Raw genomic sequence first — 12,898 nt, forward strand, 5'->3', positions numbered from 1 at the left:
CTCTTTAGTCAACAGCATGGCAACAGGACGGGACGTTCCAGCACGCCGAGCAAGGCGAGCGGGTCGATGTACTCGCCGTCCAAACGCGCGCCGAGATGAAGGGTGTCGTCACCGACATGTCCGCCAGCTGACACGGGTCCGAGTACCTGGCCCTGTGACACAGCAGTTCCCGCTGGCGGAGGATCGTCAACTGGCTCGAGAGTGGAGACCAGCCCGCCACCGTGATCGATCGTCAGAAGGGAGCGGTCGACGACGAATCCGGAGAAGGCGACAACACCGTCCGCTGGCGCCAACGCGACGCCGCCTGTGACGGGGATATCGATACCGCGGTGTCCGGGGCCGTACGGGTGAGGAGGTCGCTCGAACTCTCGGAGCACAGACGCCACACCACCCGGCCAAATCCACCGTGGCTCTTCGACGCCGAGAGCCGCGCTTGCCACGCCTGAGGAGAGCAAGACAACGGCGATCGCGGTGAGTGATGCGAGTGCTGTGCGCAGCGGAGTCATGCGTCGAGAATGACCCACAGCGCAGCGCGAGAGAAGCGAATGTGGACAAGCTTCCCGTCATCCACGATGTGCAGACGCGAGGGGTGACCGGGCGCAGGAACATCCGGCTCTCGCCTGGTATAGTCGACCCGCATCCTCTGCGAAGGGGATGACTTCGCGTGCCCTTAACGATTCCTATCGTGGTTGCACTCCTACCGGTCCCTCTGCTGAGGGCGGGAGAGCGCCGGGGCACCAGGACAGTCGACCGCCGGTCGACACATCAACCGAACGGCGCGCAGAGCGCGCCACAAGAAGGAGATACGACCATGGCCGTCGTTACAATTCGCCAGCTGCTCGACAGCGGCGTCCACTTCGGACACCAGACCCGTCGCTGGAACCCGAAGGTGAAGCGCTTCATCCTCACGGAGCGCAGCGGAATCCACATCATCGACCTGCAGCAGTCGCTGGGTTACATCGACAGCGCCTACGACTTCGTCAAGGAGACGGTTGCCCGCGGCGGCACCATCCTCTTCGTCGGAACGAAGAAGCAGGCCCAGGAAGTGCTCGCTGAGCAGGCGACGCGCGTGGGGCAGCCCTACGTCAACGAGCGTTGGCTCGGTGGCCTCCTCACCAACTTCCAGACGGTGTCGAAGCGTCTGGCTCGTATGAAGGAGCTCGAGGAGCTCGACTTCGAGAACCCCGCTGCATCGGGCTTCACGAAGAAGGAGCTGCTGCTCAAGAAGCGCGAGCTCATCAAGCTTCACAAGTCGCTCGGCGGTATCCGCAACCTCACGAAGACGCCGTCGGCGCTGTGGGTTGTTGACGCCAAGCGCGAGCACCTCGCCATTGACGAGGCACGCAAGCTGGGCATCCCCGTTATCGGCATCCTCGACACGAACGTCGACCCCGACGACCTGGCTTACCCGATCCCGGGCAACGACGACGCGATCCGTTCGGTTGCGCTGCTGACGCGCATCATCGCCGACGCCGCTGCCGAGGGCCTGCAGCAGAAGCACAACCCCGAGGGCGACGCCGAGGTTCTTCCCGAGTGGGAGCGCGAGCTCCTCGAGGGCGGCGCTTCGGCCGACGAGGCCGCTGCTGAGGCTCCCGCCGAAGACGCAGCCGCTGAGGCTCCCGTCGAGGAGGCAGCAGCCGCCGAGGCTCCCGCAGCAGAGTGATCTTTCCGAGGGCGGGAGCCGCAATCGGCTCCCGCCCTCGGAGCGTTCACGACGAGTGAACCTCGTCGACACCCTCATCACGTAATCTCCGGTTCACAACCGACAGCAAAGGGAAGCCGCACATGGCAAACTTCAGCATCGCCGACCTCAAGGCTCTGCGCGAGCAGCTCGGCACGGGCATGGTCGACACGAAGAAGGCTCTCGAAGAGGCCGACGGTAACGTCGAGAAGGCCGTCGAGATTCTTCGCCTCAAGGGCGCAAAGGGCAACGCAAAGCGTGCTGACCGCGCCGCGACGGAGGGCCTCGTTGCCGCCGTCGAGAACGATGGTGCCGCAACACTGATCGAGCTCGCATGCGAGACCGACTTCGTTGCAAAGAACGACAAGTTCGTCGCTCTTGCGGACACGGTCCTCGCGGCTGTTGCCGCAGCGGGAGCCGATGGAGTCACGGCTGCTCTTGCAGCTGACGCCAACGGTAAGACCGTTGAGCAGCTCATTGCCGACGAGGCTGCGATCCTCGGAGAGAAGATCGAGCTCCGTGGTGCTCGCACGCTCACGGGCGACGCCTTCCAGATCTACCTCCACAAGACCAGCAAGGACCTGCCCCCGCAGGTGGGTGTTGTTGTTGCTTACTCGGGTGATGACGCCGAGACCGCGCGTTCGATCGCGCAGCACATCTCGTTCGCCGCTCCGCAGTTCCTGACGCGCGACGAGGTCTCCTCGGACGTTGTCGACAAGGAGCGCGAGATCGTTACCGAGATCTCTCGTAACGAGGGCAAGCCGGAGGCCGCTCTGCCCAAGATCGTCGAGGGACGCGTTAACGCGTTCTTCAAGCAGGTGGTTCTTCTGGACCAGGCATACGCCAAGGACAACAAGCTGTCGATCCAGAAGGTTGCGGACGACGCGGGCATCACGCTCACGGGCTTCGCACGCTTCAAGGTCGGCGCATAAGCTTCACTCCACATCAGAAGGGCTCGGGATCCAGAGGGATCTCGGGCCCTTCTGTGTATCTCGTCTCGGGTGCGTACAGGATGAACAGGGCAGGCCTGCGCTAGCGTTAATCGCAGTGCCCATCCGGCTCCGAGAGGAACACATCATCGTGACCAACCACCCCACAGCCCCCCGACGCCGCGTCTTGCTCAAGCTTTCCGGAGAGGCATTCGGAGGCGGACAGCTCGGGGTTAACCCGGGTGTTGTCAGCACCATCGCCCAGGAGATCGCTGAGGCGGCTCAGGAAGTTGAGGTGGCCGTTGTCGTCGGAGGCGGGAACTTCTTCCGCGGCGCCGAACTGTCCAAGAGCGGCCTTGAGCGTTCGCGTGCTGACTATATGGGCATGTTGGGAACCGTGATGAACGCGCTCGCGCTGCAGGACTTCCTTGAGCAGGCAGGAACAGAGACTCGCGTGCAGTCGGCCATCGAGATGCGCCAGGTTGCTGAGCCGTACCTTCCGCTTCGCGCCGTGCGCCACATGGAGAAGGGCCGCGTTGTCATCTTCGGTGCCGGCGCCGGGCTTCCGTATTTCTCGACGGACACTGTGGCGGCTCAGCGTGCCCTTGAGGTGCGGGCAACCGAGGTCCTCGTCGCGAAAAACGGTGTCGATGGCGTGTATACGGCCGACCCGCGGACCGACCCATCAGCGACCAAGCTTCATCACGTGACGTACAACGATGCGCTCGTCAAGGGCCTGAAGGTCGTTGATTCGACCGCGTTCAGCCTGTGCATGGACAACGGGATGAGTATGCGTGTGTTCGGCATGGAGCCCGCGGGTAACGTCACAAAGGCACTGCGTGGCGAAGAGATGGGCACGCTCGTCACGACGTGACGTAGCCGCGTGGCGCGGCGGGAACAGGAACTCCCTGCCGCGTCGGTAGAATTTCAGAGCACCTACGACGAATGGAGTCACCCGTGATCGCCGAAGTTCTGGCAGAAGCAACCAGTCGCATGGACCGTGCCGTTGAAGCGGCCAAAGAAGACTTTGCGACGGTGCGCACGGGCCGCGCAAACCCGCAGCTCTTCCAGCGCCTCATGGTCGACTACTACGGCACGCCGACACCGCTGCAGCAGCTGGCGGCGCTGGCGAACCCCGAAGCCCGGACGATCGTTGTCACGCCCTATGACAAGACGGCTCTGAAGGCCATCGAGGATGCTATCCGCGACATGCCGAACCTCGGCGCGAACCCCACCAACGACGGCACTATCGTCCGCGTGACGATGCCGGAGCTCACCGAGGAGCGACGCAAGGAGTACGTCAAGCTCACTCGGTCCAAGGGGGAGGACGCGAAGGTTCGCGTGCGTGGCATCCGTCGCCAGACGAAAGACGACCTCGATGCGCTGAAGGATGAGATCGGCGAGGACGAGATCGCCCGCGGCGAAAAGGAACTCGACTCTCTCACCAAGGCTCACGTCGACCAGATCGATGAGGCGCTCAAGCACAAGGAAGCCGAGCTTCTCGAGGTCTAATGGTCACCGACGCGGCCCCGGAACAGGACCGTTCGGACGAACCGTCCAACGATTCCCTTCGTCACCTCGACGCAGATCACACTGCCTCGTTGCACGATCGAATCGAAGCCGCTCGCGGTGAAATCGGTCAGAAGGCGCAATACGCGCGTGATCAGATCGAGGCCACGAACGAGAGAATCAAGAATCGCACCGGCCGTGATCTTTTCGCGGCGATCGGTGTCGGCATTCTCGCTGGTGTGATCGTTCTCGCATCGCTGCTCTTCGTGAAATGGGTTTTCGCGATCGTCGCGATGCTGATCGCGGCGCTCGGCGTTTTCGAACTCACGCGTGCCCTGCAGGCCAGGGGCCGGCGGATCGATCTGATCCCGCAAGTGATCGGGTCGTTCGCCATCACCGGGGCGGCGTTCTGGTTCGGCTCGGCGGTGCACTGGGCGGCACTGTTCGTCTCCCTTGTCGTCATCGTCGTGTGGCGCATCCTCGTGCAGATGGTGGCGAGAGACGGCCGGATCTACGCGTCAATTTTCAGCGACATTCTCGTTGGATGCTTCGTCCAGCTCTACGTTCCCCTTCTCGCAAGCGCCGCGCTTGTTGTTCTGCGACAAGAGCAGGGCGAGCTGTGGGTGATCAGTTTTCTCATCGTCGTCGTCACAGCGGATACCGCGGCGTACGCAACAGGACTCACCTTCGGTAAGACGAAGCTGGCGCCTCGCATCAGTCCCGGTAAGACCTGGGAGGGCTTCGCGGGCGCGGCCGTTGTCTCGATGATCGCCGGTGCGCTCGTTACGGAGCTCATGCTCGGGGTCCCGTGGTGGGCTGGCGTGATCTTCGGCGCCGTCCTCATGGGAACCGCGACGCTCGGAGATCTCGGAGAGTCGATGCTCAAGCGCGACCTGGGGATCAAAGACATGAGTTCCTGGCTCCCTGGCCACGGTGGCGTCCTGGATCGCTTGGACAGCATCCTGCCGTCGGCGGTTGTCGCTCTCGCTCTCTTCCACCTTCTTTCACCACTCGCCGCATAACCGCGGCGCCGATCGACGGTTCTCCTATGACTGCTCATTCCAGCTTCGCTCTTTTCTCCCACGCCCCGCGCGGTCAGCTGGGTTATGAGCCAGCCGTCGTTGATTCCTTCCTTGCCCGCGCGCGGCGGTCCTTTCAAGGGGAAACGCAGGAGGTCACGAGCGAGGTGATTCGCACGGTCGCGTTTCCTCTGATGAAGCGGGGATACGAGGTGCGCGCCGTCGATGCAGCGCTTGCACGACTCGAGGATGCGTTTGCGGTGCGCGAGCGTGAATTCGCCGTGGCGATGAGGGGAACGGACGCCTGGATCGATGATGCGCGCGAATCCGCGCAAGAGATTCTCGTCCGGTTATCGCGCCCCGCTGCTCATCGTTTCGCGCGCGTGGGGGTGCTGCGCACCGGCTACTCCGTGCGTGAGGTCGATGCCGTCGCTGATCGCATTACCGCGTACCTCGCCCATGGAACACCCCTTGCGGCCGAACAGCTGAGAACAGCAGCGTTTCGCCCGCAGCGCGGGGGATACCGCGAGGAGCAGGTCGACGCGCTTTTGGATGCGGCCGTGCGGGTGATTCTGGCAGTTCGCTAGATCACCCTCCGCTAGGTCACGGTCCGGTAACAGATCAGGTAGACTGGTGCGCACTGTGACTCTTGCGAACGAGAAGCCCCAGCCCATGACCCGCCGCGCGGCACGGGCGATTGAGCGTTCGGCTATCGCCGAGGTACGCCGTGATCGCCGGTCCACCCGCTCTGCGCAACGCCGGTCGTCCCCCCAGGGAGGGGGAGCGCGTCGTGTCGTTGTGGGTGCGGTTGCCGGTTTTGCGGCACTCGCCTTTCTGGGAGCAACGATCGCACCGGCCTTGGCGCCGCATCTGACACAGGCATCGCAGCAGTTCCCGGAGCAGCCCGAGCAGTCGACCTATGAGGCGGCAGCCGCCGACGCACAGGTCTTCGCAGCCACGTCGAACAGCACCTCCCTCGGTTCTCTCGCATCGGTCAGCTACACCGCGGTTCTGAACACACCCGAGCCCGAGCCCGAACCAGCTCCCGCCGTTGTGGCGGATATCCAGGGCGGAGGCGCTCCGGCCGACGACCAGGGCGCGGCTCCCGAGCCAGCCCCGGCTCCTGCACCCGTTCAGCCCCCCGTGTACGACGGTGGCGGCGGGCCCTCCGAGTGGATGGCCGCTGCGGGAATCGCGGAGTCCGACTGGGGTTACGTCGACTACATCGTGTCGAAGGAAAGCGGCTGGAACCCCGGTGCCACCAACCCGACCTCTGGCGCGTGCGGCCTTGTCCAGGCCTATCCGTGCAGCAAGGTCCCCGGCGACGGCTACAACCCCATCGATAATCTTGTCTGGGGCAATGGCTACGCCATCGCGCGCTACGGCAGCTGGGCCAACGCGTATAACTTCTGGATCGCCAACCACTGGTGGTAAAAGAGACGAATGGCTAAGTCACGACGACGCCGCCAGCCGTCTCGCACATCCGACGAATCGTTCGACCGCCTGCTATCGGGGTGGAAGCGTAGCGAGTCGCGCCGCGGGTCGACCTGGACGGTGCAACCGGTTGGACCAGGACGCTCGGAAAAGGCATACACCTGTCCAGGGTGCTCACGCTCAGTTGAGGCCGGCACATCTCACGTTGTGACGTGGCGTGAGGACGGCGTTCTTGGCGCGCAGGCGGATCTCGCTGCGCGGCGTCACTGGCACACGCACTGCTGGAACATCTTCTGAGGAGAGGCAAGAACATGTCTGCCAACGAGACAACGGAGATTCGCGGAGCGACACTTCTCCCCGCGCAGCGTGAAGACATTGAGTTGCGCACGTCGGACGGGCTCACGCTCGTGGGCGAGCTCTCCGTGCCGACAGAACGCGCTCCGGTAGCAACCCTCGTGATGCTCCACCCGTTGCCGACACACGGCGGCTTCATGGATTCCCATATCATTCGCAAGGCGGCAGCGCGGCTTCCGGCTCTTGCTGACCTTGCGGTGCTGCGTTTTAATCTTCGCGGTGTCACATCGCCGCGGGGAACGAGTGAGGGTGCTTTCGGCGAGGGCATTGCGGAGGAAGCAGACGTGGCCGCCGCCATGCAGTTCGTCACCGACCGTGGACTTCCTGCTCCGTGGCTCGTCGGCTGGTCTTTCGGCACCGAGCTCACCCTGAAGCACGGGCGACAGCACCCGATCGCGGGAGCGATCCTGCTCTCGCCGCCCCTGCACAGGACATCGGAGGAAGAGCTTGCGGCATGGGCGGACGATTCTCGTCCGCTGATTGCGCTTATTCCCGAGCACGATGACTATCTGCAACCCGACCAGGCGCGCGAGCGCTTTGCGGTGGTTCCCAAAGCATCGTTGATCGCCGTGGACGGCGGTAAGCACCTCTGGGTTGGTGAGTCGCAGACGCGCCGCGTTCTGAACGAGATCACTCGTGCGGTGAACCCCGCAGCGGTGCCGCTTCCCACACAGTGGCCGGCGTAGCGCCTACTTTTCGTTCATTCGCGGAATGACGACCTGACGGTAGACGATCAGGATGCTCGCGGCGACGGGGATCGCAATGAGCGCGCCCAGGAGCCCGAGGAGGGCACCGCCGGAGAGCGCGGCGACGACGACAACGCCACCCGGCACCGAGACAGCTCGGCTCATGATGCGCGGTGTCAGAACGTATGCTTCGATTTGCATATAGATCAGGTAGTACACCGCGGCGATGAGGGCCGTTGAGACGGTGCCAACATCGGGGATCAGGCACACAAGAACGATGATCGTCGACCCCGTGATCGTGCCGACCAGCGGAATCATCGAACCGAGGAAGGCGACAACAGCGAGCACCATGGGGAACGGTGCCCCAATAATCGACAAGAAGATTGCGCTGAGCGCGCCGTTCGTTGCCGCGAGGGTGACCTGTCCCATCACGTAGTAACCGACTGAGTCCGTGATCTGCTCAGCAATGTATGCGAACCGCTCGCGCTTGGACGCGGGGATGATCTGATAGATCGCGTTCTTCAGCGTCGGGGTTGATGCCGTCAAGTAGATCGTGAGGATCAGGATGATCAGCGCGCCAAAGAGACCGCCAGCGACACTGAGAGTCGCCCCCACCAGGCTCTCACTGATGGAGAAGAGATTATCCGTGAGCCAATCGTTGATTGCGTCAAACACGGTCGGGATGTCGAGCGCGGGGAAGGTCGTGCTCAGCCAGGTCTCCACATCGCTCTGCCACGCCGAACGATTCAGGAGATACGTCACCCGCCTGACCAGCAGTGTGACCTGATCGACGAGGACGGGGAGAACGATCAGGAGAATGCCGGCGAATACCGTGAGAACGCCAACGATGGCAATCATCACGGCCGCCCAGCGGGGGATGCGGCGCCGCTCCAGCCATGAGACGACGGGGTCGAGGCCGAGGGAGAGGAACATGGCCGTTCCGACGTACAGCAACACAGTGGACAAGGCTTCGATACTCTGGATGAGAAGGATCGCGAGGCCCACGCCCAGGGCGGCAGTGAAGCCGAGCCGGAACGGATTGTGGATCTTCATAGCTCTCCCGGTCGAAACATGAGCGCGTGCAACTGCGGCGCGTGATTGTGAGGCTATCGCGGGACAGCGGCCAACGCCGTCATCTCCCAGCTGGCGTCGTTACCCTAGCGTTACACTCAGGGGCCGTGTTTGGCCCCGCATGGCGGTCGAATATCGTCGTGACAGATGCAAGGAGAGTTATTCGTGCGATTCGTATGGGCGGTCGTGTCGTTCCTCGCCGCAGTGGCGTTGATCGGTGTTGGCGCCGTGCAGCTCATGTCGCTGAGCGGTCCCGAGACGGTAACGAACGAGATCCGGCCGGCTGATGCGGAGCTTCCGTACACCGTTATCGACGCCGCGGTGCTTACCGAGCACACCGACGCGGATCTGACGGTGAGCGCGGAAGCCGACGAGGACATCTCGTTGTCCTACGGGCGCACAGTTGACATCCTTGCCTGGCTGTCCGATGCGCGCTTCAACCACCTCACGCTGCTCGACGCAGAAGATGTGAACGAGGAGGAGGGCGAGTCGCGCGTTAACGTATCCGCGGTGGAGCCCACCGAGACGTGGGACGGTGAGCGCACGACGGTCGATCCTCGCGGCTCAGACCTGTGGAGCGATGAAGAAACGGCCGAAGGCACGATCCAGCCGCGAACAGACCTCCCGGAGGGGATGAGCGTTCTCGTTGCGACGGATGGAGAAGGTCCCGCGTTCTCCCTGATCACGACGACGCACCAGCACGAGGTCACGAAGCCGTGGGCAGGACCCCTCATTGCACTGGGCGGACTGGCCCTCATCGTCGGGCTCGGCTTCTGGATTGGCGGTTTTGTGAACTTGCGTCGTCGGCGCGGCCCCCGCCGCAAGGGACCGAAACTCCCCGCCACGGAGGCGCTCAGCGTGAGAGCGAACGACACGGCTGCGCAGGCAGACAAGAGCGCGGGTCGTTCGTCGCGATCTCGTCGGCGTTTTGTCGTCGCGATTCCCGCGATCGCCCTCACGGGCGCGCTCCTGGCGGGATGCACGCCAAACGCGTGGCCAGATATGGCTCAGGACCCTTCGCCCGAGCCAACAGAGCAGTTGGAAGCGGGCATCGTAGAAGATGTGGTTCCGGCCCTGACCGACCCCCAGGCAGAACGAATCGTTGCGGACATTCGCGCCACGCTTGATTCTGCCGACGCGGAGAACGATGTGAGCCTGGCTGCGTCTCGCATGACAGCTGACGCGCTGGCCATGCGAACGGTGACATACGAACTGCGTCGTGATGTCGAGGACTACGAAGAGACACCGGTATCGATTCCGGACGAGCCCGTGTCGATTGTGCTTCCGCAGGCAAACGATGGATGGCCCCGCACAGCTCTTGTCGTTGTGAGCGATGAAGAATCATCGGTTCCGACCGTTCTGACGATTACGCAGGCCTCGCCGTGGGATACCTACAAGGTCACATACCTCGCGCGCATTGGCCCCGATGTCGAGTTCCCGGCATTGGCTCCACGGTGGATGGGCGGCGCGCTCGTTCCGCCCGACTCGTCGTTCCTCGAGGTTGCTCCTCAGGACCTCGCAGCTGCGTACGCAGACGTGATGGGCTCCGGTGAGGAGAGTGAGTTCGCGGAGCTTTTTGATCTGGACAGCGACTTCTTCCTGCCCCGTCTTCAGGAGCGCCGCGATGAGGTTCACCGCGAGCTGTTCGAGCCGGAAGACGGCGAATCAGCGGAAGGAACAGCGGAGCTCACCTTCGACCAACGAGCCGTATCCACGGATCCCGTCTCGCTTGCAACGTTCGACAGCGGCGCGATCGTCGCTGTCGCCGTTGGAGATTCCGAAACCGTTCGCGCGATTCATGAGGACGCCGAGATTATGATCCCGCGCGCCGAGACACAGCACTTCGTCGGTGTCGAGAGCACGGAAATCGGCGTGACGACCAGCTACACGAATGAGTTGTTCTTCTTCGTTCCTGCTGGGGGTTCCGAGGAGAAGATTCGCCTTCTCGGGTACTCCCAGTCGCTGGCCGGTGCCGCGCTTCTCGAAGAGCCAGACGACTCGGAATGACGCCGTCTGGGCGAACCCGCGAGAGAATGGACTGATTCCCATCCGCGACCACGAAAGGTGATCGATGTCTGACGCCTCTCTCGGCTCCGCTCTCCGCGGCGCTGTTGATCTATCCTCCCTTCGCAACCGACCGCAGACGCAGGCGCCAGGTGCTGCGCGTCCCGGCCAGGCTGTTACGCCCGGGCCGGCCGGCGCTCAGGGAGCCGATGTGGTCATGGCCGTTGGTGACGACAGCTTCGGTCAGGTGATGGAGCTGTCCGTACGCGTGCCGGTCGTTGTGCAGCTGTGGGCGCCGCAGGTCCCGGAGACGGTCGAACAGGGGGCTCTTCTCGAGAAGGTTGCGCGCTCGATGAACGGCCGGATCGCGCTGGCCCGCGTCGACGCCACGCGCGCTCCGCAGGTCGCTCAGATGTTCCAGCAGAACGGGTGGCCCATGACAATCGGTGTCATCGGTCAGCGTCCTGTTCCCGTTCCGGATCAGCAATACTCTGAGGAACAGCTCGTCGAGTTGTTCGGCCAGATCCTGCAGCTCGGCCAGCAGGCCGGCATCACGGGAACTCTGGACGTTGCTGCGGGCGATGATGAGCAGGCTGCCCCGGAAGAACCTGCGTTGTCGCCCCTCCAGCAGGAGGCTTACGACGCGATCGAACGAGGCGACTACGACGCGGCGATCGCAGCCTACGAAAAGGGCCTCAAGGAAAATCCGCGCGATGACGAGGCGAAGGCCGGTCTCGCGCAGGTGCACCTGCTCAAGCGCACGACGGGAGCCGATCTCGCCGCGGTTCGCCAGGCCGCGGCGGACGGACCGGACAACGTCGACGCCCAGCTGGCGGTTGCTGATCTCGATGTGATCGGTGGGCATGTCGACGACGCATTCGACCGGTTGCTGGACCTTTTCAGTCGTGTTTTCGGTGATGAGCGCGCTGTTGTGAAAGACCGCCTGGTGGAGCTGTTCGGCGTCGTCGGAACTACTGACCCGCGCGTTGTTTCTGCGCGGGCGCGCCTGACCAGCCTGCTCTTCTGACGCGGGTATGAGCGTCTACCTCGATCACGGCGCGACGACTCCTCTGCGCGCACAGGCTCGTATGGCGTGGCTGGAGGCTCAGGTAGCCGCCAACCCGTCATCGGTGCACGCCGATGGTCAGCGTGCCCGCCGGCTCCTGGAGGACGCACGTGATCGAGTCGCGGCGGTTGCGGAGTGCGACCCGATTGAAGTGGTGTTCACGTCCGGAGGCACCGAGTCCATCAACCTGGCGGTGAAGGGGCTGTGGTGGTCACGGACAGACGATCGCCGTGCAATCGCGCTCCCCGACGGAGAACATCACGCGACGATGGAATCCGTTGATTGGCTCGCAGAACGCGAGGGCGCGCGTATCGCGCCCGTCCCGATCGACATGGACGCCCGAATCGATCCGGACGCCGTCGCGACGGTGCTGGCGGCAGGAGACACGGCGTTTCTCACCGCGCTTGTGGCGAACAACGAGGTGGGAACGGTCAACGATGTCGAGCGGATCGCCGAGGTCGCCGCGGCAGGCAACGTACCCCTGCATCTGGATGCCGTTTCCGCGGCCGGGCACGTTCCCCTCGCCTTCCGTTCGTGGCGTGGATCAGCAGAGGGACACTCCGGGCTTGTCGCGCTCAGCGTGAGCGGCCACAAGCTGGGGGCGCCGGTTGGTACGGGGGCGCTTGTTGTTTCCCGATACGCGCGCCTCGCTGCCCTCCAACACGGGGGAGGGCAACAACGCGGACTGCGCGCGGGAACACAGGACGTCGCGGGAGCAACGGCCCTCGCGGTGGCCCTGGAGTGCGCGGAGGCCGAGCGGCAGGATCTCGCGCGGCGTCATGCCGCGCTCCGGGCGCGGCTGCTGAAGCGGTTGGCGGCGGAGCCGGGTATTCGTCTTCTCGGCGATCCGGAACGACGGGTTCACGCGAACGTTCACCTGCATCTTGCGGGCGCGCAGGGCGAATCCGTTCTGTATCTGCTGGATCTTGCGGGGGTCAGTGCGTCAACAGGATCAGCATGCCAGGCGGGCGTTACCGAGGCCTCGCATGTTGTCCGGGCGATGGGACTCGGCGATGAAGCCTCGCGGCAAGTGCTGCGCCTCACGATGGGCTCGGATACCACCGAGAGCGACATCGATACGGCCGCCGGGGCGATCCTCGAGGCGTACCGTCGCGTCGGGCCTGCGTCCAGATCGCGCGTTTAGG

At 63.9% G+C, this 12,898-nt stretch carries 15 protein-coding genes; 12 read left to right on the plus strand and 3 right to left on the minus strand.

Annotated features, from left to right (window positions below):
• Positions 1-8: 8 nt before the first annotated feature.
• Complete coding sequence (locus G6N81_RS01185) at positions 9-506, minus strand: murein hydrolase activator EnvC family protein (protein WP_165132000.1); 498 nt, start codon at positions 504-506, stop codon at positions 9-11.
• Complete coding sequence (locus tag G6N81_RS12535; RefSeq protein WP_206527883.1) at positions 503-640, minus strand: hypothetical protein; 138 nt, start codon at positions 638-640, stop codon at positions 503-505. The genes G6N81_RS01185 and G6N81_RS12535 overlap by 4 nt, the downstream gene beginning before the upstream one ends.
• Before the next feature lie 171 nt (positions 641-811).
• Between G6N81_RS12535 and rpsB the strand changes: the two genes are divergently transcribed.
• From rpsB to G6N81_RS01230, 9 genes are all read left to right on the plus strand, one after another.
• Positions 812-1,663, plus strand: coding sequence for a 30S ribosomal protein S2 (gene rpsB, locus G6N81_RS01190; protein ID WP_165132003.1), 852 nt, complete (start codon positions 812-814; stop codon positions 1,661-1,663).
• Between the two features lie 122 nt (positions 1,664-1,785).
• A complete protein-coding gene (tsf, locus tag G6N81_RS01195) occupies positions 1,786-2,613 on the plus strand; it encodes a translation elongation factor Ts (protein WP_165132006.1) in 828 nt (275 codons plus the stop codon).
• A 121-nt stretch (positions 2,614-2,734) separates the two neighbouring features.
• Positions 2,735-3,484: a UMP kinase gene (gene pyrH, locus G6N81_RS01200; protein ID WP_420901783.1), complete on the plus strand. Its 750-nt coding sequence runs from the start codon at positions 2,735-2,737 to the stop codon at positions 3,482-3,484.
• Between the two features lie 83 nt (positions 3,485-3,567).
• Positions 3,568-4,122, plus strand: coding sequence for a ribosome recycling factor (gene frr, locus G6N81_RS01205; protein WP_165132012.1), 555 nt, complete (start codon positions 3,568-3,570; stop codon positions 4,120-4,122).
• Entirely contained in the window at positions 4,122-5,141 is a 1,020-nt protein-coding gene (locus G6N81_RS01210; RefSeq protein WP_165132015.1) for a phosphatidate cytidylyltransferase, read from the plus strand. Before frr ends, G6N81_RS01210 begins: the two co-directional genes overlap by 1 nt.
• Positions 5,142-5,167: 26 nt before the next feature.
• Positions 5,168-5,725 (plus strand): DivIVA domain-containing protein, encoded by a 558-nt coding sequence (locus G6N81_RS01215; RefSeq protein ID WP_165132018.1) that lies wholly within the window; start codon positions 5,168-5,170, stop codon positions 5,723-5,725.
• A 55-nt stretch (positions 5,726-5,780) separates the two neighbouring features.
• Entirely contained in the window at positions 5,781-6,572 is a 792-nt protein-coding gene (locus G6N81_RS01220) for a lytic transglycosylase domain-containing protein (protein ID WP_241245014.1), read from the plus strand.
• A 9-nt stretch (positions 6,573-6,581) separates the two neighbouring features.
• The gene (locus G6N81_RS12655; protein WP_165132021.1) at positions 6,582-6,869 is read left to right on the plus strand and encodes a hypothetical protein; all 288 of its coding nucleotides are present in this window, start codon (positions 6,582-6,584) and stop codon (positions 6,867-6,869) included.
• 14 nt (positions 6,870-6,883) lie between these two features.
• The gene (locus tag G6N81_RS01230; protein ID WP_165132024.1) at positions 6,884-7,612 is read left to right on the plus strand and encodes an alpha/beta hydrolase; all 729 of its coding nucleotides are present in this window, start codon (positions 6,884-6,886) and stop codon (positions 7,610-7,612) included.
• 3 nt (positions 7,613-7,615) lie between these two features.
• On the opposite strand, the gene G6N81_RS01235 is transcribed toward G6N81_RS01230, so the two are convergent.
• A complete protein-coding gene (locus G6N81_RS01235; RefSeq protein WP_165132027.1) occupies positions 7,616-8,665 on the minus strand; it encodes an AI-2E family transporter in 1,050 nt (349 codons plus the stop codon).
• Positions 8,666-8,848: 183 nt separating this feature from the next.
• On the opposite strand from G6N81_RS01235, the gene G6N81_RS01240 reads away from it, so the two are divergent.
• The 3 genes from G6N81_RS01240 to G6N81_RS01250 all read left to right on the plus strand — a co-directional run bounded on the left by G6N81_RS01240 (position 8,849) and on the right by G6N81_RS01250 (position 12,897).
• Complete coding sequence (locus G6N81_RS01240) at positions 8,849-10,690, plus strand: DUF8094 domain-containing protein (RefSeq protein ID WP_165132030.1); 1,842 nt, start codon at positions 8,849-8,851, stop codon at positions 10,688-10,690.
• Positions 10,691-10,754: 64 nt separating this feature from the next.
• On the plus strand, positions 10,755-11,714 hold the full coding sequence (locus G6N81_RS01245; RefSeq protein ID WP_165132033.1) for a tetratricopeptide repeat protein: 960 nt from the start codon (positions 10,755-10,757) through the stop codon (positions 11,712-11,714).
• A gap of 7 nt (positions 11,715-11,721) precedes the next feature.
• The gene (locus G6N81_RS01250) at positions 11,722-12,897 is read left to right on the plus strand and encodes a cysteine desulfurase family protein (protein WP_165132036.1); all 1,176 of its coding nucleotides are present in this window, start codon (positions 11,722-11,724) and stop codon (positions 12,895-12,897) included.
• Position 12,898 lies beyond the last annotated feature (1 nt).

This window comes from Microbacterium amylolyticum (assembly GCF_011046975.1).
GTDB classification, from domain to species: Bacteria; Actinomycetota; Actinomycetes; order Actinomycetales; family Microbacteriaceae; genus Microbacterium; species Microbacterium amylolyticum.

Excerpts from the sequence above, each read along its gene's own strand:
- G6N81_RS01185 (WP_165132000.1), bottom strand. The coding sequence starts at position 506 with ATGACTCCGCTGCGCACAGCACTCGCATCACTCACCGCGATCGCCGTT.
- G6N81_RS12535 (WP_206527883.1), bottom strand. The coding sequence starts at position 640 with ATGCGGGTCGACTATACCAGGCGAGAGCCGGATGTTCCTGCGCCCGGT.
- rpsB (WP_165132003.1), top strand. The coding sequence starts at position 812 with ATGGCCGTCGTTACAATTCGCCAGCTGCTCGACAGCGGCGTCCACTTC.
- tsf (WP_165132006.1), top strand. The coding sequence starts at position 1,786 with ATGGCAAACTTCAGCATCGCCGACCTCAAGGCTCTGCGCGAGCAGCTC.
- G6N81_RS01210 (WP_165132015.1), top strand. The coding sequence starts at position 4,122 with ATGGTCACCGACGCGGCCCCGGAACAGGACCGTTCGGACGAACCGTCC.
- G6N81_RS01215 (WP_165132018.1), top strand. The coding sequence starts at position 5,168 with ATGACTGCTCATTCCAGCTTCGCTCTTTTCTCCCACGCCCCGCGCGGT.
- G6N81_RS12655 (WP_165132021.1), top strand. The coding sequence starts at position 6,582 with ATGGCTAAGTCACGACGACGCCGCCAGCCGTCTCGCACATCCGACGAA.
- G6N81_RS01230 (WP_165132024.1), top strand. The coding sequence starts at position 6,884 with ATGTCTGCCAACGAGACAACGGAGATTCGCGGAGCGACACTTCTCCCC.
- G6N81_RS01235 (WP_165132027.1), bottom strand. The coding sequence starts at position 8,665 with ATGAAGATCCACAATCCGTTCCGGCTCGGCTTCACTGCCGCCCTGGGC.
- G6N81_RS01245 (WP_165132033.1), top strand. The coding sequence starts at position 10,755 with ATGTCTGACGCCTCTCTCGGCTCCGCTCTCCGCGGCGCTGTTGATCTA.
- G6N81_RS01250 (WP_165132036.1), top strand. The coding sequence starts at position 11,722 with ATGAGCGTCTACCTCGATCACGGCGCGACGACTCCTCTGCGCGCACAG.